Source organism: Curtobacterium sp. MCBA15_013 (genome assembly GCF_001865095.1).
Classification (GTDB): domain Bacteria; phylum Actinomycetota; class Actinomycetes; order Actinomycetales; family Microbacteriaceae; genus Curtobacterium.
Genome location: NZ_MJGQ01000006.1, coordinates 184143 through 208672 on the forward strand (window position 1 = coordinate 184143; position 24530 = coordinate 208672).

General features: G+C 71.3%; 27 protein-coding genes. 16 read left to right on the top strand and 11 right to left on the bottom strand.

From position 1 onward, the window contains the following. The first annotated feature begins 47 nt into the window (after positions 1 to 47). Positions 48 to 506 carry a GNAT family N-acetyltransferase gene (locus BIV01_RS05005; protein WP_070417757.1) on the top strand — a complete coding sequence of 153 codons (459 nt, stop codon included), beginning with the start codon at positions 48 to 50 and terminating at the stop codon, positions 504 to 506. Then, positions 503 to 838 (top strand): MGMT family protein, encoded by a 336-nt coding sequence (locus BIV01_RS05010; protein WP_071294759.1) that lies wholly within the window; start codon positions 503 to 505, stop codon positions 836 to 838. The genes BIV01_RS05005 and BIV01_RS05010 overlap by 4 nt, the downstream gene beginning before the upstream one ends. A gap of 9 nt (positions 839 to 847) precedes the next feature. Here BIV01_RS05010 and BIV01_RS05015 read toward each other — a convergent pair whose 3' ends face one another. From BIV01_RS05015 to sucC, 9 genes are all read right to left on the bottom strand, one after another. Then, a complete protein-coding gene (locus tag BIV01_RS05015) occupies positions 848 to 1273 on the bottom strand; it encodes a DUF805 domain-containing protein (protein ID WP_071294760.1) in 426 nt (141 codons plus the stop codon). Positions 1274 to 1393: 120 nt separating this feature from the next. After that, positions 1394 to 3202, bottom strand: coding sequence for an ABC transporter ATP-binding protein (locus BIV01_RS05020; RefSeq protein ID WP_071294800.1), 1809 nt, complete (start codon positions 3200 to 3202; stop codon positions 1394 to 1396). 110 nt (positions 3203 to 3312) lie between these two features. Further along, positions 3313 to 5136: an ABC transporter ATP-binding protein gene (locus tag BIV01_RS05025; protein ID WP_071294761.1), complete on the bottom strand. Its 1824-nt coding sequence runs from the start codon at positions 5134 to 5136 to the stop codon at positions 3313 to 3315. A gap of 356 nt (positions 5137 to 5492) precedes the next feature. Beyond that, complete coding sequence (locus BIV01_RS05030) at positions 5493 to 5699, bottom strand: hypothetical protein (protein ID WP_139199214.1); 207 nt, start codon at positions 5697 to 5699, stop codon at positions 5493 to 5495. A 142-nt stretch (positions 5700 to 5841) separates the two neighbouring features. Beyond that, positions 5842 to 7476: a bifunctional phosphoribosylaminoimidazolecarboxamide formyltransferase/IMP cyclohydrolase gene (purH, locus tag BIV01_RS05035; protein ID WP_071302121.1), complete on the bottom strand. Its 1635-nt coding sequence runs from the start codon at positions 7474 to 7476 to the stop codon at positions 5842 to 5844. Then, positions 7473 to 8066, bottom strand: coding sequence for a phosphoribosylglycinamide formyltransferase (gene purN, locus BIV01_RS05040; protein WP_070417751.1), 594 nt, complete (start codon positions 8064 to 8066; stop codon positions 7473 to 7475). Before purN ends, purH begins: the two co-directional genes overlap by 4 nt. 23 nt (positions 8067 to 8089) lie before the next feature. Next, on the bottom strand, positions 8090 to 10294 hold the full coding sequence (locus tag BIV01_RS05045; RefSeq protein WP_139199215.1) for a cell division protein PerM: 2205 nt from the start codon (positions 10292 to 10294) through the stop codon (positions 8090 to 8092). Positions 10295 to 10434: 140 nt separating this feature from the next. Then, positions 10435 to 11322, bottom strand: a complete 888-nt coding sequence (gene sucD / locus BIV01_RS05050; RefSeq protein WP_071294764.1) for a succinate--CoA ligase subunit alpha — start codon at positions 11320 to 11322, stop codon at positions 10435 to 10437. A gap of 11 nt (positions 11323 to 11333) precedes the next feature. Beyond that, positions 11334 to 12503: an ADP-forming succinate--CoA ligase subunit beta gene (gene sucC / locus BIV01_RS05055; RefSeq protein WP_070417747.1), complete on the bottom strand. Its 1170-nt coding sequence runs from the start codon at positions 12501 to 12503 to the stop codon at positions 11334 to 11336. A gap of 252 nt (positions 12504 to 12755) precedes the next feature. Between sucC and BIV01_RS05060 the strand changes: the two genes are divergently transcribed. The 4 genes from BIV01_RS05060 (at position 12756) to BIV01_RS05075 (ending at position 16174) form a co-directional block, all read left to right on the top strand. After that, positions 12756 to 14387 (top strand): RecQ family ATP-dependent DNA helicase, encoded by a 1632-nt coding sequence (locus BIV01_RS05060; protein WP_071302122.1) that lies wholly within the window; start codon positions 12756 to 12758, stop codon positions 14385 to 14387. Positions 14388 to 14584: 197 nt separating this feature from the next. After that, the gene (locus BIV01_RS05065; protein ID WP_071302123.1) at positions 14585 to 14878 is read left to right on the top strand and encodes a hypothetical protein; all 294 of its coding nucleotides are present in this window, start codon (positions 14585 to 14587) and stop codon (positions 14876 to 14878) included. A gap of 40 nt (positions 14879 to 14918) precedes the next feature. Continuing rightward, on the top strand, positions 14919 to 15326 hold the full coding sequence (locus BIV01_RS05070; RefSeq protein WP_071294766.1) for a hypothetical protein: 408 nt from the start codon (positions 14919 to 14921) through the stop codon (positions 15324 to 15326). 56 nt (positions 15327 to 15382) lie between these two features. Beyond that, entirely contained in the window at positions 15383 to 16174 is a 792-nt protein-coding gene (locus tag BIV01_RS05075; protein ID WP_139199216.1) for an oxygenase MpaB family protein, read from the top strand. Here the strand turns inward: BIV01_RS05075 and BIV01_RS05080 are convergent. Continuing rightward, positions 16147 to 16704, bottom strand: coding sequence for an FHA domain-containing protein (locus tag BIV01_RS05080; protein WP_175473636.1), 558 nt, complete (start codon positions 16702 to 16704; stop codon positions 16147 to 16149). The two genes, BIV01_RS05075 and BIV01_RS05080, sit on opposite strands and share 28 nt — an antisense overlap. A 70-nt stretch (positions 16705 to 16774) precedes the next feature. On the opposite strand from BIV01_RS05080, the gene BIV01_RS05085 reads away from it, so the two are divergent. From BIV01_RS05085 to BIV01_RS05115, 7 genes are all read left to right on the top strand, one after another. After that, positions 16775 to 17068, top strand: a complete 294-nt coding sequence (locus BIV01_RS05085; RefSeq protein WP_070417742.1) for a WXG100 family type VII secretion target — start codon at positions 16775 to 16777, stop codon at positions 17066 to 17068. Between the two features lie 106 nt (positions 17069 to 17174). Continuing rightward, the gene (locus BIV01_RS05090) at positions 17175 to 17468 is read left to right on the top strand and encodes a hypothetical protein (protein WP_071294767.1); all 294 of its coding nucleotides are present in this window, start codon (positions 17175 to 17177) and stop codon (positions 17466 to 17468) included. After that, a complete protein-coding gene (locus tag BIV01_RS05095; RefSeq protein WP_071294768.1) occupies positions 17468 to 18751 on the top strand; it encodes a WXG100 family type VII secretion target in 1284 nt (427 codons plus the stop codon). Before BIV01_RS05090 ends, BIV01_RS05095 begins: the two co-directional genes overlap by 1 nt. Before the next feature lie 17 nt (positions 18752 to 18768). Further along, entirely contained in the window at positions 18769 to 19380 is a 612-nt protein-coding gene (locus BIV01_RS05100; protein WP_139199217.1) for a hypothetical protein, read from the top strand. Beyond that, positions 19377 to 19850 (top strand): hypothetical protein, encoded by a 474-nt coding sequence (locus BIV01_RS05105; protein ID WP_071294770.1) that lies wholly within the window; start codon positions 19377 to 19379, stop codon positions 19848 to 19850. The genes BIV01_RS05100 and BIV01_RS05105 overlap by 4 nt, the downstream gene beginning before the upstream one ends. Further along, positions 19843 to 21324: a hypothetical protein gene (locus BIV01_RS05110; protein ID WP_139199218.1), complete on the top strand. Its 1482-nt coding sequence runs from the start codon at positions 19843 to 19845 to the stop codon at positions 21322 to 21324. The genes BIV01_RS05105 and BIV01_RS05110 overlap by 8 nt, the downstream gene beginning before the upstream one ends. Then, positions 21321 to 21896 carry a hypothetical protein gene (locus BIV01_RS05115; protein ID WP_071294772.1) on the top strand — a complete coding sequence of 192 codons (576 nt, stop codon included), beginning with the start codon at positions 21321 to 21323 and terminating at the stop codon, positions 21894 to 21896. Before BIV01_RS05110 ends, BIV01_RS05115 begins: the two co-directional genes overlap by 4 nt. A gap of 67 nt (positions 21897 to 21963) precedes the next feature. On the opposite strand, the gene BIV01_RS19260 is transcribed toward BIV01_RS05115, so the two are convergent. After that, positions 21964 to 22203, bottom strand: coding sequence for a hypothetical protein (locus BIV01_RS19260; protein WP_139199219.1), 240 nt, complete (start codon positions 22201 to 22203; stop codon positions 21964 to 21966). A 193-nt stretch (positions 22204 to 22396) separates the two neighbouring features. Here BIV01_RS19260 and BIV01_RS05120 point away from each other — a divergent pair, with 193 nt between their 5' ends. Genes BIV01_RS05120 through BIV01_RS05130 form a run of 3 tightly spaced genes read left to right on the top strand, consistent with a single transcriptional unit; the run spans position 22397 to position 24503 of the window. Beyond that, positions 22397 to 23365 carry a hypothetical protein gene (locus tag BIV01_RS05120; protein ID WP_139199220.1) on the top strand — a complete coding sequence of 323 codons (969 nt, stop codon included), beginning with the start codon at positions 22397 to 22399 and terminating at the stop codon, positions 23363 to 23365. Then, positions 23362 to 23952, top strand: coding sequence for a hypothetical protein (locus BIV01_RS05125; RefSeq protein ID WP_071294774.1), 591 nt, complete (start codon positions 23362 to 23364; stop codon positions 23950 to 23952). The genes BIV01_RS05120 and BIV01_RS05125 overlap by 4 nt, the downstream gene beginning before the upstream one ends. After that, positions 23949 to 24503, top strand: coding sequence for a hypothetical protein (locus BIV01_RS05130; RefSeq protein WP_071302124.1), 555 nt, complete (start codon positions 23949 to 23951; stop codon positions 24501 to 24503). Before BIV01_RS05125 ends, BIV01_RS05130 begins: the two co-directional genes overlap by 4 nt. Positions 24504 to 24530 lie beyond the last annotated feature (27 nt).

A 24530-nucleotide genomic window follows, 5' to 3' on the forward strand; every position in this document is an offset into this window, starting at 1 on the left:
GGATCGGTATTGGCCCCCACACGGGTCGCACGGCTACCCTGAGCGGCATGACGGACCTCCGCCTCGAAGAACTCTCCGCGTCGACCGCTGCGGCGGCGAACTCCCTGACGCTCAAGCCCGGGCAGGAGCAGTTCGTGCAGCCGACGACCTACGGCGTCGCGGAGTCGGACGTGAAGCCGAGCTCGGCGTGGACGCGCGTGGTCCTCGACGGCGACGAGGTCGTCGGCATGATCATCGGCACCTTCGACGAGGACAACGCCGAGGAAGAACTGCGCAGCGCGATCTGGCGGGTCAACGTGTCCGCGACGGCACAGGGCCGGGGCGTCGGTCGCTTCGCGGTGCACGGCCTCGCCGACGAGGCCCGCAACCGTGGGCTCGAGCGCCTCACCGTCGTGTACGAACCCGGTGGCGACGACAGCCCCGAGGCGTTCTTCCGCGCCGTCGGGTTCGAGGTGGTGCGCGAGACCCAGTACGGCGACCACTTCGCGGTCCTGCAGTTGGTGTGACCGAGGCTTCCCCCGACGACTTCGGCGCAGCCGTCGCCGAGGTCGTCCGGCTCATCCCGGCAGGTCACGTGATGACCTACGGCGACGTGGCCGCGGCGCTCGGCTCCCGGGCGTCGCGTGCCGTCGGCAAGGTCATGGCGCACGAGGGCTCCGACCTGCCGTGGTGGCGCGTGGTGCGGTCCGGCGGTCTGCCCCCGGTGCACCACGAGGCCCGGGCGCACGAGCACTACCGCGCCGAGGGCACCCCGCTCGTGCAGGGGACGACGACCTGGAGGATCGACATGCGTCGGGCGCGCTGGTCACCGGCCACGGACGCGGACGACCCGTTCTGAGCGGCGCTATCACGCGTCGAAGCGTGTGCCCTTCGGGTTCGACGGCAGCAGGCACATGACGAAGAGCACGAGCGAGCCGATGCCGACCACCACGTGCAGGAACTGCCAGAAGCCGGAGAGGTTCGCGTCGTGCAGCCGTCGGGCGCCGAGGGCGAGGGACCCGATCAGCGTCGCCAACCCCCACAGCACGAACAGGTAGGAGCCGACCGGGTTCTCGAGCACCGGGGTGTCCGGCGTGAAGACCTGTGGCACGAGCTGCAGCACCAGGCCGATCGCGAGCGACGTGATCCACCACCACCAGAACTCGGAACGGGAGGCCCGCCCGGTGAACACGGTGTACTTCCGCCAGAACCGCCGGACGGCCTCGGTGAAGGGTGCCCCGTAGAAGGGGTCGCGCAGGGCCACGCCGCCGGGCTGCACGCTGTCGTCGCTCATGGGTCAACCCAACCACGTGGAACCACGAATCCGACGTGGAACCAGCGCGAGTGCGTGGTTCCACGTCGGATCCGTGGTTCGTCCGACAGTGCCGATCGACAGTGCCGATCGACGGTGCCGCTACACGAGCGAGTCCCGCCAGGCCGCGTGCAGCTGCGCGAACCGTCCGGTCCCGGCGATGAGGTCGTCCGGGGTGCCGTCCTCGACGATCCGGCCGTACTCCATCACGAGCACCCGGTGCGCGATCGCCACGGTCGACAGCCGGTGCGCGATGATCACCGCGGTCCGGTCGGCGAGCAGCGTCTCGAGCCCCTCCTGCACGAGTCGCTCCGACGGGATGTCGAGCGACGCCGTGGCCTCGTCGAGGATGAGCACCTTCGGGTCCGCGATGAACGCCCGGGCGAACGACAGGAGCTGCCGCTGCCCGGCCGACACCCGGCCACCGCGCTTGTTCACGTCGGTGTCGTACCCGTCGGGCAGCGCCATGATGAACTCGTGCGCGCCGACCGCCTTCGCCGCCGACTCGATCTCGGACCGTGACGCCCCCGGCTTGCCGAGCGCGATGTTGTCCGCGACGGTGCCGGAGAACAGGTACGCCTCCTGCGTGACCATGACGATCGCGCGGCGCATGTCCTTCGTGTCGAGGTCCCGCAGGTCCACGCCGTCGAGCTTCACCGAACCCTGCGACGGGTCGTAGAAGCGCGCCATGAGCTTGGCGAGCGTCGACTTGCCGGCACCGGTCGACCCGACGAGCGCGATCGTCTGCCCCGCCGGGATGTGCAGGTCGAACTCGGGCAGGACGACCTTGCCCTTGTTGTAGGCGAACACGACGTCGTCGAAGTCCATCCGCCCGGTGGCGTCCGGCAGCTTCACCGGCTTCGCGGGGTCCGGCACGCTCGGCCGCTCCTCGAGCACGCCCGAGATCTTCTCCATCGCGGCCGATGCCGACTGGTACCCGTTGTAGAACATCGCGAGTTCCTGGGCCGGGTCGAAGAAGCGCTTGGCGTACAGCGCGACCGCGAGCAGCGCGCCGACCTCGAGCGTCCCGCCGACGATCCGGAAGCCACCGACGACGACGACCGCGGCCAGCGTGACGTTGCCGATGAGCACGAGCACCGGGTCGAAGGTCCCGAACAGGTTGAACACCTTCGTGTTCGCCTGCCGGTAGTCCTCGACGTAGCCGCCGTACTCGTCGCGGTTGCGGGACTCCTTGCGGAACGCCTGCACCGCCCGGATGCCCGTCATCGTCTCGACGAAGTGCACGATCACGCGCGCCGAGGTGACACGGGTGGCGCGGAACAGCGTCTGCGAGTTGGACTGGAACCAGCGGATCAGGAACCACAGCGGCACGAGCGACACCGCGAGCACGAGCCCGGACGTCGGGTCGAGCGCCACGAGCGCGATGGCGGTGAACACCATGTACAGCACGCCCTGGATGAGCTGGTTCAGCCCGGAGTCGAGCAGCTCGCGGATCGAGTCGAGGTCACTCGTCTGGCGGGAGATGATCCGACCGGACGTGTAGGTCTCGTGGAACTCGAGCGAGAGCCGCTGCGTGTGCAGGAACACCCGCTTGCGCAGGTCGAACAGGATCGCCTGGCTGATCCGCGCCGCCAGCACCGTGTACCAGGCCGTGAGCACGGCACCGAGCACCGCCACGACGATGTACGTCGCGACGACGCCGAACGCCGGCACCCAGTCGTTCTGCTCCATCACCGCCGGCAGCGCGTTGTCGATGCCCCAGGCGATGAGCGCCGGACCCGCGACCGTGCCCGCGGTCGAGACCACGACCACGACGGCGAGGACGACGAGCCGGGCCTTGAGCGGCGCGGCGAGCGACCCGAGCAGGGCGAGGGAGCGGCGCCGCAGGCGCTTGCTCTCCGCCTTGGTGAAGTCCTCGCGCTCCTCGCCGCGCACGCCGAGCGTGGTGATCGACGCGGTGACGGGCGCGGCAGCCTGCGTGTCGGCGATGTCGTCGACGACGGGATCCGCGCCTCCTGGACCGGCCGACGTGTCGACCGGGAGGTTCTTCTCCTGCTGGCTCATGCCATCGCCTCCTCTCGTGCGGTGGCGTCGTCGTCGTCGAGCGACGAGATGACGTAGCGGTAGTGGTCGTTGTTCGCCATCAGCTCCGAGTGGGTGCCGACGGCCGTGACGACGCCGTTCTCCATGAGCGCCACCCGGTCGGCGAGCGTCACGGTCGACGGGCGGTGCGCCACGATGAGCGACGTGGTCTCGGCGAGGACGCGGCGGAGACCGGCCTCGACCCGCGCCTCGGTGTCGACGTCGAGCGCGGACAGCGGGTCGTCGAGGACGAGCACCGACGGCCGCGCCGCGATCGCACGGGCGAGCGCCAGGCGCTGCCGCTGCCCGCCGGAGAGGGACAGGCCCTCTTCGCCGACACGGGTGTCGACCCCGTCGGGCAGGTCGTCCACGAAGGACGCCTGGGCGATGTCGAGGGCCTCGCGCATGAGGGCCTCGGCCTCGTCGCCGGCCAGGTCCGGGCGACCGAGCAGCACGTTCTCGCGCACGGTCGTCGAGAACAGCGTGGCGTCCTCGAACGCGACACCGACGTGGCGACGCAGCTCCGCACGGGTCAGCGAGCGGATGTCGACGCCGTCGATCGTCACGGAGCCGCCCGTGACGTCGTACAGCCGTGGCACGAGCGACAGCAGCGTGGTCTTGCCGCAGCCGGTCAGCCCGACGAGCGCCATGGTCTCACCGGGTCGGAGCTGCAGGTCGACCCCGTTGATGAGGTCCGGGAACTGCGGCGGGGAGTCCTGGTACCGGAAGTGCACGCCGTTGAACGACAGCGCACCGTGCGGCTCCGTGATCGTCTCCGGGTGCTCGGGGTCCGTGATCGTGTTCTCCGAGTCCATGACCTCGAAGAAGCGGTCGACCGCGGTGCGCGTGTCGAACGTCATCGAGAGCAGGAAGCCGATCGACTCGATCGGGAACCGGAGCACCGTCGCCGTCGCGAAGAACGCGAACAGCTGCCCGACGGACAGTTCCCCCTGGCTCGCGAGCCAGATGCCGGCGAGCAGGCAGAGCGCGAACGCGACGTCGGGCACGAGCAGCAGCCACAGCCAGATGCCCGCGATCGCCTTCGCCTTCTCGATCTCGGTGCCGCGCAGCGCCTCGGCCTGCTCGCTGAACTCGTCGAGCTTGTAGCGACCGCGGCCGAACGCCTTGAGCACGCGGATGCCGTGCACCGACTGCTCGACGCTCGTGGCGAGGTCGCCGACCTGGTCCTGGCTGCGGCGCGCGACGACGGAGTACCGACGTTCGAACAGCAGGCCGTTGATCCACAGCGGGATCGACGCGACGAGGAACACCAGGCCGAGCAGCCACCCGAAGGTGAACAGCACGACGAAGCCGACGACGATCGTCACGATGTTGACCACCAGCAGCACGACGCCGAAGGCCAGCCACCGGCGGATCAGCGACAGGTCGGACACGGAACGGGACAGCAGCTGCCCGGACTCCCACCGGTCGTGGAACGCCACCGGCAGGTCCTGCAGCTTCGCGTAGAGCGCGTTCCGCATGCTCGTCTCGATGCGCGTCGACGGCCGCATGACCATCCGACGCCGGGACGCGATGAAGAACGCCTCGAGCACGCCGAGCGCGAGCACACCGAGGCCCGCGGGCCAGATCTGTGCGGAGTCCTTCGAGGACAGCGGGCCGTCGACGAGCCACTGCAGGACGTAGGGGATCGCGAGCGCGACCAGGGAGGCGCCCATGGCGGCGAACATGCCGCCGATGAGCCGGCCCTGGTAGGGCTTCACGTAGGGGTAGATCCGCGCGATCGCGCGGAAGGTCGAGGGGCGGTCGGTGGACGGGCGCGCCTGGTCTGGCGTCTTGGACATGGATTGCGTCCTCGTGCGTCGTGCCGAGACCCTCTGGATCGGCCGCTGCTGTCGCAGCCGTCGGTCTGGAGGCTCGGTGTCCGTTGCGTGGTGGTCGTCGGCCGAGCGGGTCGGTCGCGTCCCGGGCCGTGCCCACCCCGGTGGGGCGTGCTCGGTCCTCGTCGCGGTCGCCCGCCGCCGCGTCGCGCGCGGCGTCGGTTCGGTCGGAGTGCACCGGGAGACAGTCGTCCCCCGGGTTCAGGCGTGGGCTCGCGCTGGCCCGTGCTCGTCGTCGTCGCTGGTGTCGCGGCGGCTCGTCGCGTGCTCGTCGTCGTCGGGCGGTGCCGACGGCTCGTCGCTGGCTGTGGGAGGCAGCCCTACGCGGACAGCGGTGCCGTGACGGCGGGCGCACCCCGGTGGGGGTACGGCGCGACGGCCGCGTGTGCGGGACGCGGGCGGATGCCACGTGCCCCACCGAACGGTCGTGCGTCGGGAGCGGTCCCCACGAAGAGCACGAGACCCGCACGGGCAGCCGTCGCCACGGTTCCGGTCGTCGTGTTCATCGTCACTCCAGTCGTCGTCATCGTCACCGTTGTGTCCGCGGTGCCGCCGGCCGGTGTCTGTCGTGGACACTGGGGCCGTCGGCGTGCCTGTCGCGGAGCCTTACAGACTATTCACAGTCGAACGTGGTGCGCAAGCGTTTCCCGGAGTTGCCCGTTGTTCGACTCAGTGGAAGAAGTGCCGCTCGCCCGTGAAGTACATCGTCACGCCGGCAGCCGTGGCCGCGGCGATGACCTCGTCGTCGCGCACGCTCCCACCGGGCTGGGCGACCGCACGGACGCCCGCGTCGAGGAGCACCTGCAGCCCGTCCGCGAAGGGGAAGAAGGCATCGGAGGCCGCGACGCTGCCCGTGGCGCGCTCACCCGCACGGTTCACCGCGAGGTGGCACGAGTCGACCCGGTTCACCTGACCCATGCCGACGCCGACGCTCGCGCCCTGGTTCGCCAGGAGGATCGCGTTCGACTTCACCGCACGGCTCGCCTTCCACGCGAAGGCGAGGTCGGCCAGGGTCTGCTCGTCGGCCGGTTCGCCCGCGACGAGGGTCCACGTGGACTGGTCGAACGCGGTGAAGCGGTCGGCGTCCTGCACGAGGAACCCGCCGGAGATCTGCTTGACCTCACGCGGAGCGAGGGCGAAGTCGGTCGGCAGCGTGAGCAGGCGGATGTTCTTCTTCCGCGAGAGGATCTCGATCGCCTCGGGGTCGAAGGCCGGCGCGACGACGACCTCGGTGAAGATGTCGGCGACCGTCTCGGCCATCTGCTTCGTGACGGGTCGGTTGGCGGCGATGACCCCGCCGAACGCCGAGAGCGGGTCGCACGCGTGCGCAGCGGCGTGCGCCGCGGCGATCGGGTCGGCCGCGTCCGCCGGGGCGATCGCGATCCCGCACGGGTTGGCGTGCTTGATGATCGCGACGGCGGGCTCGGCGAAGTCGTAGGCCGCGCGGACGGCGGCATCGGCGTCGACGTAGTTGTTGTACGACATCTCCTTGCCGTGCAGCTGCGCCGCCTGGGCGATCCCGGTGCCACCGGCGCTCGTGTACAGCGCCGCGGCCTGGTGGGCGTTCTCGCCGTACCGGAGCGTCGCCGCGAGGTCGGCGTCCGCCGTCAGGTGCTCGTCGAACGACCCCGGCATCTCGATGTCCCCGCTCGTGGTCGGTGCCGCGGCGTCCGCCACGACGTCGCTCGCGAAGTAGCCGGCGACCGCGGTGTCGTACGCGGCGGTGTGCGCGAAGGCCTGGGCGGCGAGGCGCTTCCGCAGCTCGAGCGTGGTCCCGCCGGCGCGGACGGCCTCGACCACCTCGGCGTAGGACGACGGCGACACGACGATCGCGACGTTCGGGTGGTTCTTCGCCGAGGCGCGGACCATGGCGGGGCCGCCGATGTCGACGTTCTCGACCACGGTCGCGGTGTCGGCACCCGAGGCCACCGTCTCGACGAACGGGTACAGGTTGACCACCACGAGCTCGAACGGCTCGATGCCGAGGTCGGCGAGCTGCTGCTCGTGCGACTCGAGTCGGAGGTCGGCGAGGAGCCCGGCGTGCACCGACGGGTGCAGCGTCTTCACCCGGCCGTCGAGCGACTCCGGGAAGCCCGTGACGCTCGACACGTCCGTGACGGCGTACCCGGCGTCGCGGATGGTCTGCGCCGTGGAACCGGTCGACACGATCTCGACACCGGCGTCGGCGAGCGCCCCGGCGAGCTCGAGCAGGCCGGACTTGTCGCTCACCGAGATGAGCGCCCGCCGCACGGGGACGAGGTCCCGGTCGCGGTACAGGCTGGGGTCGGCTGCGTGCACGCTCATGCGCTCGGGGTGCCCTTCAGGTCGGTGGTGCCGTTGGCGATGTCGAGGATGGTCTGGATGAGCAGGCGTCGCTCGACCGGCTTGATCCGGTCGTGCAGCGTCGACTCGGAGTCGCCGGGGAGCACGGGGACGCGCTCCTGGGCGAGGATCGGACCGCTGTCGACGCCGTCGTCGACCTGGATCACGCTCGCACCGGTCTGCTCCACGCCGGCGGCCAGGGCGTCCCGCACGCCGTGGGCGCCCGGGAACTCGGGCAGGTACGCGGGGTGCGTGTTGATCACCGCGGGGCCGAACTCGGAGACGACCGCCGGCGGCAGCAGCCGCATGAGGCCCGACAGCACGAGCAGGTCCGGCGACCACGGCCGGATCTGGGCGGCGAGCTCACGGCCCCACTCCTCGCGCGAGTCGAACCGCGAGAACGGCACCGTGAACGTCGGGATGGAGAACTCCTCGCCCAGACCGAGCCCCTCGGCGTCGCGGTCGGCACCGATGGCGACGACCCGGGCGGGGTACTCCGCGTCGAGGGTCGCCTCGAGCAGGGCCCGGAGGTTCGAGCCGGCACCGGAGATCAGGACGACCAGTTCGAGCACGGGACAACCCTACCGGGCTGCGGTCACCGGTCGTCCTTCGGCCGGCGCCACCACGGCAGCTCGTCCTCGGGGATCTGGTCCGTGGCGTCCCACCGCTGCTGCTGCACGGTCGGCGCGGACGGCACCGAGCCGCCCTCGGCACGGGCCCGGTCCTCGTGCCGGTCGCCGTGACGGTCGTCGACGTCGTCGCGACCCGCGACGAACTCCTCGGTGCTCCAGGGGAACGCGGGCTGCGGCTCCGTCCCCGGCGCACGCGGCACGGCGGTGGCGGCCTCGTCCGGCTCGCGGTCGACGTCGGATCCCGTGACCCGGTCGCGCAGGTCGCCGGCGCGCTCGCGGACGCCGTCGGCCGCTCCGCGCAGGCGGTCGCGGATCGCGCCGACTCCCCCGCGGCCGGTGGCACGCGGTCGATCGGTGACGCGGTCGGCGGGCACCCGGTCGGCAGCGACGGCGACGGTGCGGGCCCAGTCCGGCAGTGCGACGTCAGCGTCCGGGTCGCGGCCCGGTGCGGGGTCGGGTGCCGTTCGGGAGGCGCGGCTCGACTCCGCCGGGCCGCCCGCCTCGGTCGCGGTGCGGGTCGGCTCGGTCCGCGCGCTGCGGTCAGCCCCGGTCCCCGGCCCGTTCCCGCCCTCGGTGCCGTTCCCCGACCCCCGCGGGCCACTGCCCGGGACGCGGCCCACGGTCGCATCGTCGCGGTCGTACCGCGTGGCGGCGACGCGTGCCCGATCGCCCTCTTCGGGTCCGCCGCGCCCCGGCAGGCCCCGGGCGTCGCCGCCGTGGGCACCGTCGGCGCGGCCGCCGTCGGCCTGGGCGTCGTCCGCGCGTGCGGCCTCGGCCGTGGTGCCGCCGTGCGTCTCCTCGACCACGAAGCGGTGCACGTCGGTGGTCCGACCGGCACCGGCGCGGTCGAGTGCGGCGAGCAGCGAGCCGTCGGCAGCGGCCTCGGTGTCGGCGTCCGCAGGGCCGTCGTCCGTCTCGTGCCACTGTTCCCGGGCCCACCCGCGCTCGGGCATCCGGACGAGGTCGCTGCCGGCCGCGAGCGCCACCACGGCGGGCACACCGACTTCGAGGGCCGCGAAGGCCCCGACGACCAGCGCGTGCGGACCGACGTCGGCCAGGCGGCCCGGGCCGAACGACCCCGCCGAGAGCCACGCCACGAGCCCGGTCAGCACACCGGCGACGATGCCCGCCGCGACGCCGCCGAGCGCCCGGTGCAGGGCGGAGTTCGCACTGCCGAGGGCCTGCACGAGCCGGGGGCGCAGGAGGCCGCCGGCCGCGAACCCGGCCACGACCGGCACGAGGACCCAGACCAGGCCGAACGCGTGCCCGGACGCCGGGAGCGCGCCGAACACCGGCAGGCCGGGGATCGGCCCGAGCGTCGTGCCGATCGGCGACACGCTGGAACCGGTCCCGATCGCGAAGCCGGGCCCGACGAGCCACGACGTCGCCCAGCCGACGAAGTCCGGCAGGAACGCGAGCTGGCCGACCGTCAGGGCGATCCCGCCGACCACGCCGGCGTGCGACCGCTCGTACAGGGAGATGACCTCGGCGAAGGAGGCGAAGAGCAGGAAGGCGACGACGACCCCGGCGACGGCGACGACCGCAGCCGTCGCGGCGGTGCCGGCACGGAGGCCGAACGCCGCGATCGCACGCCAGGCGGTCGGGACACGGTCGAGCTGGTCGAGCACGCGCCCGGTGACCGGGTCGGCCGGGAGCCCCCGTCGCCGTCGGCACACCTCGCTCGTGACGAGTGCGGGGATCCCGAACCAGAGCGCCGGGAGGACGATCGCCTGCCAGAGCGTCGGCACGGTCGCCGCGGACCGGGACGACAGTGCGACGAGGAGCCCGAGGACGGCGACGACGCCGGTGCCGACGAGGAGCCCGGTCGTGCGGTGCTCGGTCTCGGCGAACCGGCGCCCGGCACGTCCGGCGAGCCAGGCGGTCACGAGGGCGAACCCGAGCGCCGCGAGCGTCACGTGGATCGGGTCGGTGGCGCCGCTCACGCCGGACGACCTCGCGAGCGCCGAGCCGAGCACGAACGACACGTCGACCCCGTGCCCGACGAGCCACACGCTCCCCGTGGCCTTCCAGAACACGTCCCAGTCGACCTGGAGTCCGTACTCGAAGCCCCACAGGAGCGTCAGCGGCACGAGGGCGATCCCGATGCCGACGCCGACCGTCACGACCGCCTCGATCGCGGCGAGCACTGCGGTTCCCAGGCGGTTCATCGCAGCGAGGATACGTGCTCCGCCGCGCAACCCGCGGCAGCCGCGCGGCTGCTGTGGAGAACGTCCGGCACCGGAGCGGACGGGAGGCGCGGTGCCAGCCGGCACCGCGCCTCCCGTCCGTCCGTCCGGACCTGCGAGCGCTACTTGCTCGCGACCACCTCGCGCAGCAGCGCCGCGGTCTCCGACGGCGTCTTGCCGACCTTGACGCCAGCGGCCTCGAGCGCCTGCTTCTTCGCCTCGGCCGTCCCGGCGGAGCCGGACACGATCGCGCCGGCGTGGCCCATCGTCTTGCCCTCGGGCGCGGTGAAGCCCGCGACGTAGCCGACGACCGGCTTGGTGACGTGCGCCTTGATGTAGTCGGCCGCACGCTCCTCGGCGTCGCCGCCGATCTCGCCGATCATGACGATCGCCTCGGTCTCGGGGTCGGCCTCGAACGCGGCGAGCGCGTCGATGTGCGTGGTACCGATGACCGGGTCGCCGCCGATGCCGATGGCGGTCGAGAAGCCCAGGTCACGCAGCTCGTACATCATCTGGTAGGTCAGCGTGCCCGACTTCGAGACGAGCCCGATCGGGCCCTTGCCGGTGATCGTCGCCGGGGTGATGCCGACGAGCGACTCCCCGGGGGTGATGATGCCGGGGCAGTTCGGGCCGATGATGCGGGTCTTGCCACCGAGGGCCTTGGCGTGCGCCCAGAACTCCGCGGAGTCCTGCACGGGGATGCCCTCGGTGATGACGACCACGAGCGGGATCTCGGCGTCGATGGCCTCCGTCACGGCGTCCTTCGCGAACGCCGGCGGCACGAAGACGATGGAGACGTCGGCACCGGTGGTGTCGATGGCCTCGCGCACCGAGCCGAACACCGGCAGCTCGACGTCGCCGTGGGTCACGGTGGTGCCGGCCTTGCGGGCGTTGACGCCACCGACGACCTGCGTGCCGGCCTTGAGCATGAGCGCGGTGTGCTTGGTGCCCTCGCCGCCGGTGATGCCCTGGACGATGACCTTGGAGTCCTTGTTGAGGAAGATCGACATGGTCAGTCCCTTCAGGCCGCTGCGGCGGCGAGTTCGGCGGCCTGCTCGGCCGCGTCGTCCATGGTCGCGGCGACGGTGACGAGCGGGTGCGCTGCCTCCGCCAGGATCCGACGACCCTCTTCCACGTTGTTGCCGTCGAGGCGCACGACGAGCGGCTTGGTGGCCGCGTCGCCGAGGATGCCCAGCGCGGCGACGATGCCGTTCGCGACGGCGTCGCAGGCGGTGATGCCGCCGAAGACGTTCACGAAGACGCTCTTCACCTGGGGGTCGCCGAGGATGACGTCGAGGCCGTTGGCCATGACCTCGGCCGAGGCGCCGCCGCCGATGTCGAGGAAGTTGGCGGGCTTCACGCCGCCGTGGCGCTCACCGGCGTAGGCGACGACGTCGAGCGTCGACATGACGAGCCCCGCACCGTTGCCGATCACGCCGACCTGGCCGTCGAGCTTGACGTAGTTGAGACCGTGCGCCTTCGCCTTGGCCTCGAGCGGGTCCTCGCTCGCGGTGTCCTCGAGCGCCTTGTGGCCCTCGTGCCGGAAGTCGGCGTTCTCGTCGAGCGAGACCTTGCCGTCGAGCGCGAGGATCTGGCCGTCGCCCGTGCGGACGAGCGGGTTCACCTCGACGAGGGTCGCGTCCTCACCCTTGTAGACGTCGTAGAGCTTGACGAAGACGTCGGCGACCTGGTCCACGAGCTCCGCCGGGAACCCGGCCTGCTCGGCGATCGCACGACCGGCTGCGGCGTCGATGCCCGTCAGGGGGTCCACCTCGACGCGGGCGAGGGCCTCGGGCTTCTCGACGGCGAGCTGCTCGATCTCCATGCCGCCCTCGACGCTCGTGAGCGAGAGGTACGAGCGGTTCGCCCGGTCGAGCAGCACCGAGAAGTAGAACTCCTCGGCGATGTCCGCGCCCTGGGCGATCATGACCCGCTTGACCGTGTGGCCCTTGATGTCGAGGCCGAGGATCGCCTGGGCGTGCTCGTAGGCCTCGTCCGGGGTCTTGGCGACCTTGACGCCGCCGGCCTTGCCGCGACCGCCGACCTTCACCTGCGCCTTGACGACGACGACTCCGCCGATCTTCTCGGCCGCCGCCCTCGCCTCGTCCGGGGTGTCGGCGATGATCCCCTGCAACACGGGGACGCCGTAGGACTCGAAGAGGTCCCTGGCCTGGTACTCGAAAAGATCCACGCTGTTCTTCTTCCCGCACGTTCCGTGCGATCGGCATCGGTTACCCGGTCGCCACACTCACCATCGAGGGTCGCTCGATGTCGAGACAACGGCCGGCAGCCAGCCTAGCGCCGGCAGGTGGACGCGCGGTGCGCGCCCGTCACGTCGCGCGCGCACCCGTCGGTCGGGAGGCGCGGATCACCTCCGCCCCGCCCGATCCGCTGGGCGCACCCGTCGAACGGTCCCCCAGCGTCCGCCCGGCAGTGTGGAACGGTGAACGACGCCCTCCGTGCCCGCGCCGCCGACGTGTTCGGCTGGCACCTCCGACCCGACCAGGAATCCGTCATCGACGCCGTGCTCGACGGACGCGACGCACTCGCCGTGATGCCGACCGGATCGGGGAAGTCCGCGATCTACCAGGTCGCCGGCATCGAGCTGGACGGCGTCGTCGTCGTGGTCTCACCCCTCGTCGCGCTGCAGGAGGACCAGGTCGTCGGACTCGAGCACCACGAGGGCGCTCCCCGCGCCGTCGCGATGAACGCCACGAGGAAGGCCCGCGCCGTCGCCGAGGCCTGGGACGCCGTCGCCGCCGGTGCGGTCGGCTACGTGTTCCTGGCGCCCGAACAGCTCGCGAAGGACGACGTGCTCGAGCGACTCCGCGACGCCGGCGTCGTGCTGCTCGCCGTCGACGAGGCCCACTGCATCTCGTCCTGGGGCCACGACTTCCGGCCGGACTACCTGGCGCTCGGCGAGGTCGCGGAGCGTCTCGGCCGTCCGCCCGTGCTCGCACTGACCGCGACCGGCTCCGCTCCGGTGCGGGACGACATCGTCGAACGGCTCGGCATGCGCGACCCGTTCGTGCTCGCGTCGGGATTCGACCGGCCCGGCATCCGGCTCAAGGTCGTCCGGCACGCCGAGGACGCCGAGAAGCGCGCGGCCGTGGTCGAGCAGGTGGCCGAGCTCGACGGCGCCACCGTGGTCTACGTCGCCACCCGTGCCGCGACCACGGAGTACGCGGACGCGCTCGCCGCCCGGGGTCGTCGGGCCCGGCCGTACCACGCCGGCATGCCGATCCGGGAGCGGGAGGCCGTGCACACCGGGTTCCTGGACGGCGACGTCGACGTCGTGGTGGCGACCAGCGCGTTCGGCATGGGCATCGACAAGCCGGACGTCCGGTACGTCGTGCACGCCGACGTGCCCGAGTCGATCGACGCCTACTACCAGGAGATCGGGCGTGCAGGACGGGACGCCGAACCCGCCGGCGCCACCCTGCACTACCGCGCCGAGGACTTCGGCCTGCGCACGTTCTTCGCGTCCGGGGCACCGCGGCCCGCCTCGGTCCGCGCCGTGTTCGACGCCGTCCCGGCCACCGGCTCGTCGCCCCGTTCGGCGGTGGAGGAGGCCTCGGGCCTCTCCGGCCGGACCGCGGGTCGCGCGCTCAACGCCCTGCTCGACGCCCGGGCCCTGCGCGAGGACGTGGACGGGATCGCCCGGGTGCCGGACGGTCCACGGGACGCCGGCCGTGCGGCCCGTGCCGCCGCGGACCGCGCCGCCGAGCGGGAGCGGGTGGAGGAGTCCCGGATCGCGATGATGCGCCAGCTCGCCGAGACGACCGGCTGCCGGCGGCAGTTCCTGCTCGGCTACTTCGGGGACGAGCTGCCGGAACCGTGCGGGAACTGCGACACCTGTTCGTCGGGGACGGCCTACGAGGCCGCCGCACACGTCGCCGACGGTGCCAACGACACGGCCTGGCCGCCGGACGCCCGGGTCGAGCACGCCGAGTGGGGCACCGGTGTCGTGATGAGCACGGAGGAGGACCGCATCACGGTGTTCTTCGAGTCCGCCGGCTACCGCACGCTCGCGCTGGCCGACATCGAGCGGCACGACCTGCTCGAACGGCTCTGACCCGCCGGGATCGCCCGGGCGGGGAAGGCGCGGTCGCTCGACCACCCGTCGGCGACCGCGCTCCACTCCCCCGAGCACCCGCGATGCTGCCCTGGCGGCGTGACCGGCAGGTGTCCCCCGGGTGAACACGACACGAAACCGGACGCCCGTCGAGGCCTGACGGGTAGGCAGGAAGCCCGCAACGGAAAGGAACCACCATGAGCGATCCCGGCATCAGCCCCGTCGACGACTTCGAGGCCCAGCAGCGTCGCGACGACGACGTCGACCGCGAGCACGTCGGCCCGTACGAGGTGGACGAGTCCGAGGAGTCCCTCGAGACCGTCACGAACGACGCCGTCGCCGGCGAGACCGTCGAGCCGCAGCCCGGTGACGGTACCGACGACGGGCCGACCGGTGGCTCGCCGCGCGAGGGTTCCCCCGACCTGTGGGAGCACGACGACGACGAGGATCGCCCCGACCTCGGGAACAACCTCGGCACGAAGCCCCTCTGACCGACGGCCCCCACGGAGCACGGCCCAGTACGATCGGGCCGTGCTCCGTCGCGTCCAGGACAGTGTCCGCAGCCTGCCCGCCGTGGCTCGGCTGCTGGCCCTCGCATCGCTCCTGCTCGTCGCGGCCGCGGCGCACACGGGTGTCCGGTCCGGTGTGACCGACTGTGGTCCGGGTACGTACGGACCGCCGTGCGGCACGAACGTGCTCTGGGTGCCGCTGGTCGTCGCCGGAGTACTGCTCGCGGTGGTCGCCGGATCGCCGAGCCACCTCTGGCCGCTCCCGGCGATCTGGCTGGTCGCCGTCCTGGTCGCCGCCGCCACGGGGCAGGTCGGGAGCGCGGCGTTCCTCGTCGCCGCCCTGGTGGGCGGGACGCTCGCGCTCGCCGCCGCCATCGTGATCGACGTGCTCCCCCGCCTCCGCGCCGGACGGCGCGGACCACGACCGTGAGCGGTCGCCGGACGGGAGGAACGGGCCCGGGCCCGCACCGTCCCTCCAGTCCGTCCGTGGGCGGGGTCCCGGAACGCGACCTGCGTCGGTTCCTCGCCGACAGCACGCCCGTGGCCGCCGGAGGCCGGGCCATCCTGCTCCAGATCGCCGACCCCGTGGTCGCAGCGGGGGTCCGGCGGCACTCGGACTTCGCTCGACGGCCGCAGCAACGGCTCGCCCACACCCTCACGTTCGTGTACGCGGTGGTGGTCGGCACCGACACCGACGCTGCCGTCGCGGCCGGCTTCGTGGACCGCGCCCACCGGCCGGTCGCCGGAGCCGACGACGTGGACCGGCAGCTCTGGGTGGCCGCGACCCTGTACGACTCCGCGATGCGCGCCCACGAGCTGTTCGGTACGCCCGCGGGACCCGCGCTGGCCGAACGCGTACTCGACGCCTACGCCCCGATCGGCACGGCGCTGCGCGTGCCCGCGGACCGGTGGCCGGCGACGGTGCCGGACTTCGACCAGTACTGGACCCGCACGCTCGCCGGGCTCCGCGTCACCGACGACGCCCGCGGCGTCGTGCGCGACCTGCTGCACCCCCGGTTCGCGCCGCTGTGGGTGCGGGCCGCGATGCCGCTCGTGCGGGTCGTCACCGTCGGGATGCTCCCGGACGCCCTCCGGTCGCAGTACGGCTTCGCGTGGGGGCCGCGCGAACAGCGGCGCTTCCGGCGGACCGTGCGCCGGGTACGGGTCGCACGGGCGATCCTGCCCGGGTGGCTGCTGCGGCTGCCGGGGCCGCTGCTCCTGCGGACGATGCGGCGGTACGCGGGCGGGGGTCAGCCGGCGAGGACCCGGACCGCGTAGTCGCCGACCATCACCACGTCACCGGGTCGGGCCACGACCTGCGCGCCACCGACGCTCGGCTCCTGCGCCCCGGACGCCCGGACCACCACCGTGCCGTTCGCGGAGCCGAGGTCCTCGACCACGAGTCCACCGTCGCCCGTCGGCCGGATCGCCGCGTGCTCGCGCGACACCGAACGACCCGGGTCGTCGAGCAGCACCGCACGCCGTCCCGGTGCCGTCTGGACCTTGCGCCCCAGGACCACCGGCTGGTCGAGCGGCACCACGTTGCCCGGTGCGACCTCGAGCACGAGCCGCGGCACCACGCCGATCGTGGGGAGCGGCTGGTCGGTGTGCACCACGGCGTCCGGCTCGCGGTCGGACACCGGTGCGCTCGGTAGCACCCACGCCCGCGACAGGTGACCGGCCTGTCGATCGCGCTCGACCTCGGCGTGGGTGACGACCGGACGCTCCGGTGTCCCCTCGTCCTTGCGACGTCGTGCCACGGTGTACCCCTCGTTCTGGTTCTTGTCCCCACCTGGTGCGAGATGCAACGCAATCAAGTATCGTCGAACCGCCGGGGGGCTCCCGGTACATCAAATACCGCATCGGGAGGGTATGCACATGGCAAACGTCAACGTCACCTACGACGATCTCCGCAACCAGGCTTCGCAGCTGCGCAACGGCCAGAAGTCCATCGAGGACCAGCTGAGCCAGCTCAAGAGCCAGATCGACAACCTCGTGTCGTCGGGCTACGTCACCGACAAGTCGTCCAAGGCGTTCGACGCGACGTACTCGGAGTTCAACTCCGGCGCGACGCAGACGATCCAGGCGATCGACGGCATGGCCGGGTTCCTCGAGAGCGCGGCGAACACGCTCGAGTCGACGGACGAGCAGCTCGCTTCGAGCATCGGCTAGTCAGGACCAGCACGACGGTGGCCGGCGCCTGGGGGTGCCGGCCACCGCTCTCGCCGCAGGGGCGGCGTCGAACGACCAGCAACAGTAGGAATCCACCGGGGGAACCGTGGCCGGCACCATCAAGCTCGATCTCGACCTGATCGGGAATCTCGCATCCGACCTCTCGAGGCTGCACGGCGACTTCCAACACATCGCCTCTGCCGCATCCGACTACAAGACCGGCATCGGCTCGATGACGGTCGGCAGTGCGATCGACGACTTCGCCGGCAACTGGGACATCCGGCGCGGGCGCCTCCAGGAGTCGATCAAGGCCGTGGCCGAGATGGCCGAGAGCGCGCACGACGGCTTCACCCAGACCGAGGTCGAGCTCGCGAACAAGATCCTCGGGAAGGACAGCTGATGGCACGGCCCAGCGACTGGAGCGCCGTCGACATGCAGCTCGACCCGGTGCCCGGCGACCCGGCCGAGATCCGGCAGTCCGCCTCCGGTGCCCGTTCGATCGAGCAGGCCATCACCGAGCAGGTCAACCGCCTCAACAGCCTGAAGGACGGCGAGGGCTGGGAGAGCGAGTCGGGGACGAAGTTCCGCGACTCCGCCGGAGACCTCGCCGGCGCCATCGAGAAGGCCAAGGGCCGCTACACCGAGCTCGCCGCCGCGCTCGACCAGTGGGCGGACGGGCTCGAGGGGCTCCAGCGCGAGGCCGACGCAGCCCTGCTGCAGGCGCAGGATGCGCGAGACGCGCACCGCGCTGCGGCGAACCAGACCATCACGGCCGAGGCCGACAGTCCGGAACACCAGGACCAGGTCGACGCGCAGGACCGGGCACTGAGTGCGGCGCAGGGCGACATCGACGCGGCGAAGGCGATCATCCACCGGCTCGCCGGTCCCTTCGGCGAACAGGGCGAGTACGGGGAGCTGGCCGGTCGGGTCGCAGATCGCATCCGACAGGGCGCGGACGACGGGCTGAAGGACGGCTGGTTCGACCACGTGAAGCAGGCCATCCACGGGGCGCGCGGCGTGCTCAACGTCATCAAGGATGCGCTCGACGCCGTCGGCGCCGTCCTCCTGGTCGTCACCGTGGTCGCGGCCATCTTCTTCCCCGTGGCGCTCCCGGTGATCGCCGCCATCGGGCTCGCTGTGGCCGGCGCGAAGCTGCTGATCACGGCAACGCAGGCGGTGGCGGGTGACGCGAGCGCGGGGGACGTCGGCAAGGACGCCCTCGGCTTCGCACTGGCCGGGGTCGGGTTCGGTGCCGCCAAGTACGCCGGCTCCGCGATGGGGCTGCTGCGGGGCGCAGTGGGAGAGACACGTGCAGCATCGGCTGCCGCTGCGGCGCGAAACGCGAACGCCGGAGTGGGCGGCGAGCTGAGTGCGTTCCTCCGGGGTGGCGATGCCGGCATCCGGGAGGCAGAAGCGGTCGGACGGAAGCCCCTCACGGCGTTGCTCGACACGTACGTGACCGGCGGTCTGATGGAGACCGCTCAGGTCCTCAAGCTCGCGCCGGATTCCGCCCTCGCACGCGAGGCAGCGACGCGCGCAGCGCTGGCCAACGGTGTCGTCGCCGGCTCCGGACTTCCCGGTCTCCCGGATCTGCCGGAACCCGTGGTGAACGTCGTCTCCGCCGCCACGGACTGGAACGGGTACTGGAAGTCGAAGAGCGAGATCCACGTCGGTTCCCTGTGACACAGTACCGAGTCCTCTTGCCCGACGGGTGGTACCGGTACCCGGTCGACGGCGATCCGAAGCGCGCTTCGCGAGCGTTCGCCGATCGTCACCTGGTCCTCCGGGGTGGGGACGACCCGACGGCTGTGGAGGCACGGCGCCGCGCGCGCGACGACATCCGCTCCGCCTTCGGCACGATGGCGAACGCGGGGACGACGGACCTGTACTTCTTCGACGGCCAGTTCGGCGGAGTGCCGATGAACATGTTGTTCACGGTCGGTGTGGTCTACCTCGGACCGACGATCGCCGATCTCGAACTCCCTGCGGTCGCTCCGGTGCTCGGTGCATCGACGACGCTCACGGAGTTGCCCGTGGGGGAAGCACTCCGGGCGCGGTCCGAAGGAGAGATCGACGGAGGAGGATCGCTGCCGGCGTCGCTCCCCGGTGACATCGCCGCGGCGTTCCTCGCTGCATCGGGATCAGGCGGGCCAGCGAGGACGACTCGCGTGGACTACCTCCTGCCAGTGCCGCAGGAGCACGGCTCCTTCGCGCTGATCTCGTTCCAGTGCGCGGGCGATCCGTTCGTGGACGAGCGCGTTGCACACTTCGACATCCTGATGACCGGCTTCGCCTGGGACGGCGGGCGATGAAGTTCACATGGCCACCGACCGACACGCTCCGTCCACTCGACCTCGAAGCGCATCGTCGTGATCCCTCGAGTGCGCCGACGATCATCAGACTCCTCAACGAAACGGATGCAGCAGCAGCCTGGACGGTCCTCGAGGACTCGCGCGAGGTCGGCTGGGTCGCCGTCCGCACGGCCCCGCTCGACGGCCGTCCCGCCGGGGTCGCCCGGGCTGGCCTCCGTGCGCCTGATCCGATCGGGTCGATCGAGGAATCGATGCTCCCCACGAGCAGCGGCGACGCGCTGCGACTGGTCCAACGCCTCGCGCTGGAACGGCCGGACGGCGCAGCCTTCGTCGTGGTCCAAGCATCGTGGTCCTGGGTCGTGGGTGACGAGCTCGTCGTCCTCTCATCGAGCAGCGCCGAACCCGCGCTCGCCGAGCTGTTGATCGCACGCATCGACGCCCTCGCTGCGAAGATCGTCATCGATGCTTGAAACCCTTGCCCGCCCTGCCGCGTCGAGCGACCGGGCGGCCGCTGCGACCAGTGCCATGCGGCTCGTCATCGACGAGCGAGATCGGCTCGTCGTCCTCGACCAGGGCGGTGAACGAACGACGACGGACACCGTCGCCCGCGCCTGGTTCCTGAACGGCGACGTCCTCCCGAGGCACCTCGCGCCCACAGCCAGCAACGGCGCCGTGCTGATCGAGGACGTGAGCGGCAGCCTCTACCTCGTTCCGATCGACGATTGGTGGATGGCTCCCGTCTCCATCGTGCCGAAGGAACTCGCACTCCGCTCGAGCGGTCTCTCCGCGTTGCTCGATCGTTTCGGCACCGATGATCCACCGCCCGGCCACTTCGCCTCGGCCCACGTCCTGACACCCACGGATGAGCGGCGACGCCGCAGGATTCAGAAGATCCTGGTCGTCGTCATCCTGCTCGGACTCGGCGCATTCCTGACGGATGCATTCGGCCCGATCGTGCTGGCGATGACCCGCACCCCCGACGCCCCGGCCTTCGGATGGATCTCGGCCGGTGCAGCCGCCGCCAACGCATTGGTGGTGCTGGTCGTCGCCGCAGGGCGCAGGCGTCGGCCCAGGAGCGCCGACGCGCCGGCACTCCGGCCCGTGGCCGGCCCCTCCTGGTTCCGCAACGCGGCGTCGATCAGCGCGGACGACCAGGGTCTCGTCCTCGTCGACGGGCAGGGCATCGCGCAACGGTTGGCAACACCGGATCGGCATCTCGGGCCGGATGCCGTGGTGCGCGCGGCGTTCGTCCACGACGAGGACCCTCGAGTGCTGCTCATCGACGGAACGGACACCGTCCGCGCGCAGTTGCCGCTGCGTCTGTGGGCGCCGTCGCCGGACGAGGCACTCGTCCTCCGAGAGTTCCTGCAGCGTCTCGGTGTCCTCACCGTCGCATCCGACGATCTGCGCAACCAGCCCGCGCTCGCGCTTGACGAGATGCGCAGCAGCCGCGTCGGCCCGTCGTCGCTGATGCTGCCGAACGTCCTGGGCGCCGTACCCGCGTACCCGTTCCTCGCATCGTCGGCCTTCACGACGGTCGTGCTCGCCGGGGCTCGTTCGGCGGGCCCCGGGGACACCGCGACGATCGTCACGGCGCTGTTCGCCGCCATCGCGGTCGCAACGGTCGCCGCGGTCTTCGTCGTCGAATCGAGTTCGCGCCTCCCCGTCGCTCGCATCCGTCCGGAACAGCACGGACGTCCGGACCAGCCAGCGCTCACCCGACGCCACCTCGTCGCTGTGGGCATCCCGTTCATCGGAGCAGCTGTCGCCGTCTGGTACTTCGAGCAGGGCAACATCTTCTCTGCGACCAGCCTCCTGCTCCTGGTGCTCGCCGTCCCACTGGTCTCGTGGCTGACGTTCCGTCGCCGTCGCGCAGAGCGGGGAAAGGCACCGGTCGGGCTCGGACGGTGGATCGTGATCGGAGCCCCGAGAGGAGACGAATGACTCGCCTGCTGTGGAACTACAACCGCGCGTGGACGCTGCTCGACGACGAGGGTCAGATCGACGACGTCACCGACGCAGCGGTGGAGCACGCTCTCGCGCAGGCGAAGCAGCGGCCGAAGCGTCGAGAACGCACGGTGCTCCGAACGGTCGTGCGCGACATCGCCGCCTTCCAGACCGCGGCGAAGGCGGAGACCTGCTTCGTGCTCTCGACCACGGCGCCGACGGTCCGAGCGATCGCGTACACGGTCGTGCACACCGTCGCCGGTGTCGACCGCGCGGACACCTTCATCGACGACGCTCGTGCACCGCGGGCGTCCGGCATCGGCGACGCCAGTGTCGGGACACTGGATCTGCCCCTCGGCAGAGCAACGCTCGTGGAGATGCGGGAACGCAGCACCGGCGGCCGGGGGCGGCCGGTGATGCAGGTCGTTCGTGCGATCATCCCCATCGTCGACGGCCTGAACGAGCTCACGGTGGTCGTGTCCTTCTTCGTCCCGGACGAGAACGACAGCGCCCTCGCTCGGCCCATGCTCGATGAGCTCCTCCGCGACCTGCGCATCGACTGGGGGTGAGCGTCATCGACGGGGCGGAGACGGTCGCCCACGCGGCCGTGCTGAGCGACCGACGCGCCGCGCGGGGTCAGCTGGAGTCACTCGCTGTCGTGGACGACCGCTTGTACGGCGTGCGGTCGACGGGCCACCTCGCGCTCACCGGGCGGATCGTGGCCGCTTGGGCCCTCGACTGGTCGGACGTCCCGCGCTCGATCGTCGCGAGTCCCGGCAACGGAGCCGTCGCGATCCGCGACGAGCACGGACGCGAGTTCATCGTGCCGATCGACGACTGGTGGATCATGGCGTCGAGCCCGACGCTCTTGTCCACCGCACTCGATTCGAGCGGTCTCGCGTTGCTGATCCAGCGGTACGGAGCATCGGCAACGCTCAACGGAACCCCACGTCCCACGGTCATCCTTCCTCGGCCACCGGCGTTCTTCACCCGTGCCGAGCTCCTCGTGCGCGTGGCGGTCCTCGGGGGTGGTGCGCTCATCCCGCTCTCCGTCGCCTCCGCCCTCGTCGTGGCAGCGACGGCGCATCGCCTGCTCTGGGAGTTGTGGAGCCTCCCACAGATCGCGGCATCGATCGCTGTCGTCGTCGCTGCCTTCTCGGTGATCATCGGCAGGCGACGGATCACGAGGGAACCGACTGACGCGGTCCGACCACACGGACCAGCTTGGTTCACGAGTACGGCATCGCTGTCGGTCAACGGTGGTCAGCAGCTGGAGCTCACGGACGGCCAGGGCATGTGGCGCCGTCGGGAGACTCCCGGTTCGACGCTGTCCCCGATGGCGGTCAGCCGTGTGGTGTTCACCGAAGACGCTCGTCGCACTGCTCTGCTGGTCGACGGCTCCGGTACCGTTCGCGCAGAACTGGATGCAGCGACCTGGTACCCGGACGGACCCGACCAGCTGACGGCGTTCTTCAACGCATCCGGCATCCTGACGGCGCATCAACCGGACGTGCGGTCTTCTCCGGCGCAGCGCCTCGACACCCGATCCAGCCTGGACATCGCGAAGGGATCACTGTCGTCCTGCAACGAGCTCGGGGTCGCACGGGTGACGCCGGTCCTCGTCGCAACCATGTTGCCGGTCCTGGGTTCTGCGACGTCGTTCGCCGCGGGACTGCCCTGGGCCGGTGCACTGTGCCTCGCGCTCGCTGCGACGAACGTCGGCCTCACCTGCTGGCTGGGCTGGACGGAGACGTCTGTGCGCGTCGGCGACCCGACGAGAGTCGCGGTCGACAAGCCCAACCGGATGAGCGGACGGTCCGCAGCGCTGACGATCGTCGTGCTGGCTTCGCTGCTGACCCTGCTCTGGACCGTTCCGGCCCAGCGCTGGGACCTCGTCGTCGCAGCCGTCTTGCTCGCGATGGCCCTCCCCGGTCTCACTTGGGTGGCGTACCGGCGTCGAGCACTGATCAACGGGAGCGGCCCACTGGCGCTCCACCGGTGGTGGCTCAGCGGCGCATCACGAGGAGAGAAATCATGAAGAACCTGCACTTCCGGCCGATCGACGCCTGGACGTTCATCGAGCCCGGGGCGCCGGATGAAGTCGGGACGGCCGCTGCCACTCGCGCGGTGAGCTTCGCGGAGACGGCCGTGTCGTCGAGGGACCGTGCCCGCCTCGTGCGCGAGTTCAGCGACCTTGCTCGGTACCGCGACACGTTCGAGGCGCCGGACTTCGCCGTCCTCACCACGAACAGACCGTCAGTGCACGTCATCGCGCACACCGCGGTGCACTACCTCGTCGGAGACGGAGCGGCCGACTTCGTGATCGACGACTCCTGGGCGGAGCGCCGCGATGGATCGCTCACTGCTGACCCCGAGATCACGACGACACGCGCCGCGCTGGGTACCGCCACACGGATCCTGCTCAGACACACTTCGGAACCGAGCAGGTTCCTCCGGAGACGATCCGTCAAGACCTCGGTCCGATGGGTGCAGCCGTTCTCCGACGAATCGCTCTCCCGCACGGCCGTGCTCACATCGGTGATCGCGCACGAGAGCAACGTCGATCTCGCGCTGCCGCACGTGGACCGGCTCGCGCTCAGCCTCGAACTCCGGGAGACGTCATGAGCGGCGCCGCGGACCCGACGCCCGTCGGCCTCCCCGACCTCGAGGGCCTCGCTGGCGCGGACTGGTTGGTCGTCCCGCTGCCGGAGGATGTCCGGGGCAAGCCGAAGCGCTGGGCGAACTCGACCACCTACCGGCTCTTCCCCTGGTACGTGCGACCGTTCAAGACCGTGGAGGTCATCTTGACCGCTAGGTCGCTCGAGCAGCACTGCAGGATGAGCGCGCCCGACCTCCGGTTCGCGTTCTTCCGCCCGCAAATCACATCCCCGACGGACACGACGACCGTCTCCGTCACCGCGACCGGGGACAGACCGGGCGGTACCGGCATCCCACCCTTCGAGGGCCTCCGCGCCGGCGCCCAGACGGTGTGGGAGCAGACAGGGGAGACGTGGCCGTTCGTCGATCCGACGGGAGCCGTGGTCGCGCGCTGCTGGCGTTTCCGATCCGGCACCCTGACCATCACGGTCACCGGTCTCGGCGATCACGCTGCGGCCTTCGCTGCCGCTGAGGCGTCCCTGGAGGCGTTCGTCCGACGCATCCACAACGCGAGGTGAGCGCTGGGGCTGGACGCGTCGCAGGTG

Bases quoted from the DNA above. Each gene is read 5' to 3' on its own strand.
- BIV01_RS05005 (WP_070417757.1), top strand. From the start codon at position 48: ATGACGGACCTCCGCCTCGAAGAACTCTCCGCGTCGACCGCTGCGGCG.
- BIV01_RS05015 (WP_071294760.1), bottom strand. From the start codon at position 1,273: ATGAGCGACGACAGCGTGCAGCCCGGCGGCGTGGCCCTGCGCGACCCC.
- BIV01_RS05025 (WP_071294761.1), bottom strand. From the start codon at position 5,136: ATGTCCAAGACGCCAGACCAGGCGCGCCCGTCCACCGACCGCCCCTCG.
- BIV01_RS05030 (WP_139199214.1), bottom strand. From the start codon at position 5,699: ATGACGACGACTGGAGTGACGATGAACACGACGACCGGAACCGTGGCG.
- purH (WP_071302121.1), bottom strand. From the start codon at position 7,476: ATGAGCGTGCACGCAGCCGACCCCAGCCTGTACCGCGACCGGGACCTC.
- BIV01_RS05045 (WP_139199215.1), bottom strand. From the start codon at position 10,294: ATGAACCGCCTGGGAACCGCAGTGCTCGCCGCGATCGAGGCGGTCGTG.
- sucD (WP_071294764.1), bottom strand. From the start codon at position 11,322: ATGTCGATCTTCCTCAACAAGGACTCCAAGGTCATCGTCCAGGGCATC.
- BIV01_RS05065 (WP_071302123.1), top strand. From the start codon at position 14,585: ATGAGCGATCCCGGCATCAGCCCCGTCGACGACTTCGAGGCCCAGCAG.
- BIV01_RS05085 (WP_070417742.1), top strand. From the start codon at position 16,775: ATGGCAAACGTCAACGTCACCTACGACGATCTCCGCAACCAGGCTTCG.
- BIV01_RS05095 (WP_071294768.1), top strand. From the start codon at position 17,468: ATGGCACGGCCCAGCGACTGGAGCGCCGTCGACATGCAGCTCGACCCG.
- BIV01_RS05105 (WP_071294770.1), top strand. From the start codon at position 19,377: ATGAAGTTCACATGGCCACCGACCGACACGCTCCGTCCACTCGACCTC.
- BIV01_RS05110 (WP_139199218.1), top strand. From the start codon at position 19,843: ATGCTTGAAACCCTTGCCCGCCCTGCCGCGTCGAGCGACCGGGCGGCC.
- BIV01_RS05115 (WP_071294772.1), top strand. From the start codon at position 21,321: ATGACTCGCCTGCTGTGGAACTACAACCGCGCGTGGACGCTGCTCGAC.
- BIV01_RS05125 (WP_071294774.1), top strand. From the start codon at position 23,362: ATGAAGAACCTGCACTTCCGGCCGATCGACGCCTGGACGTTCATCGAG.
- BIV01_RS05130 (WP_071302124.1), top strand. From the start codon at position 23,949: ATGAGCGGCGCCGCGGACCCGACGCCCGTCGGCCTCCCCGACCTCGAG.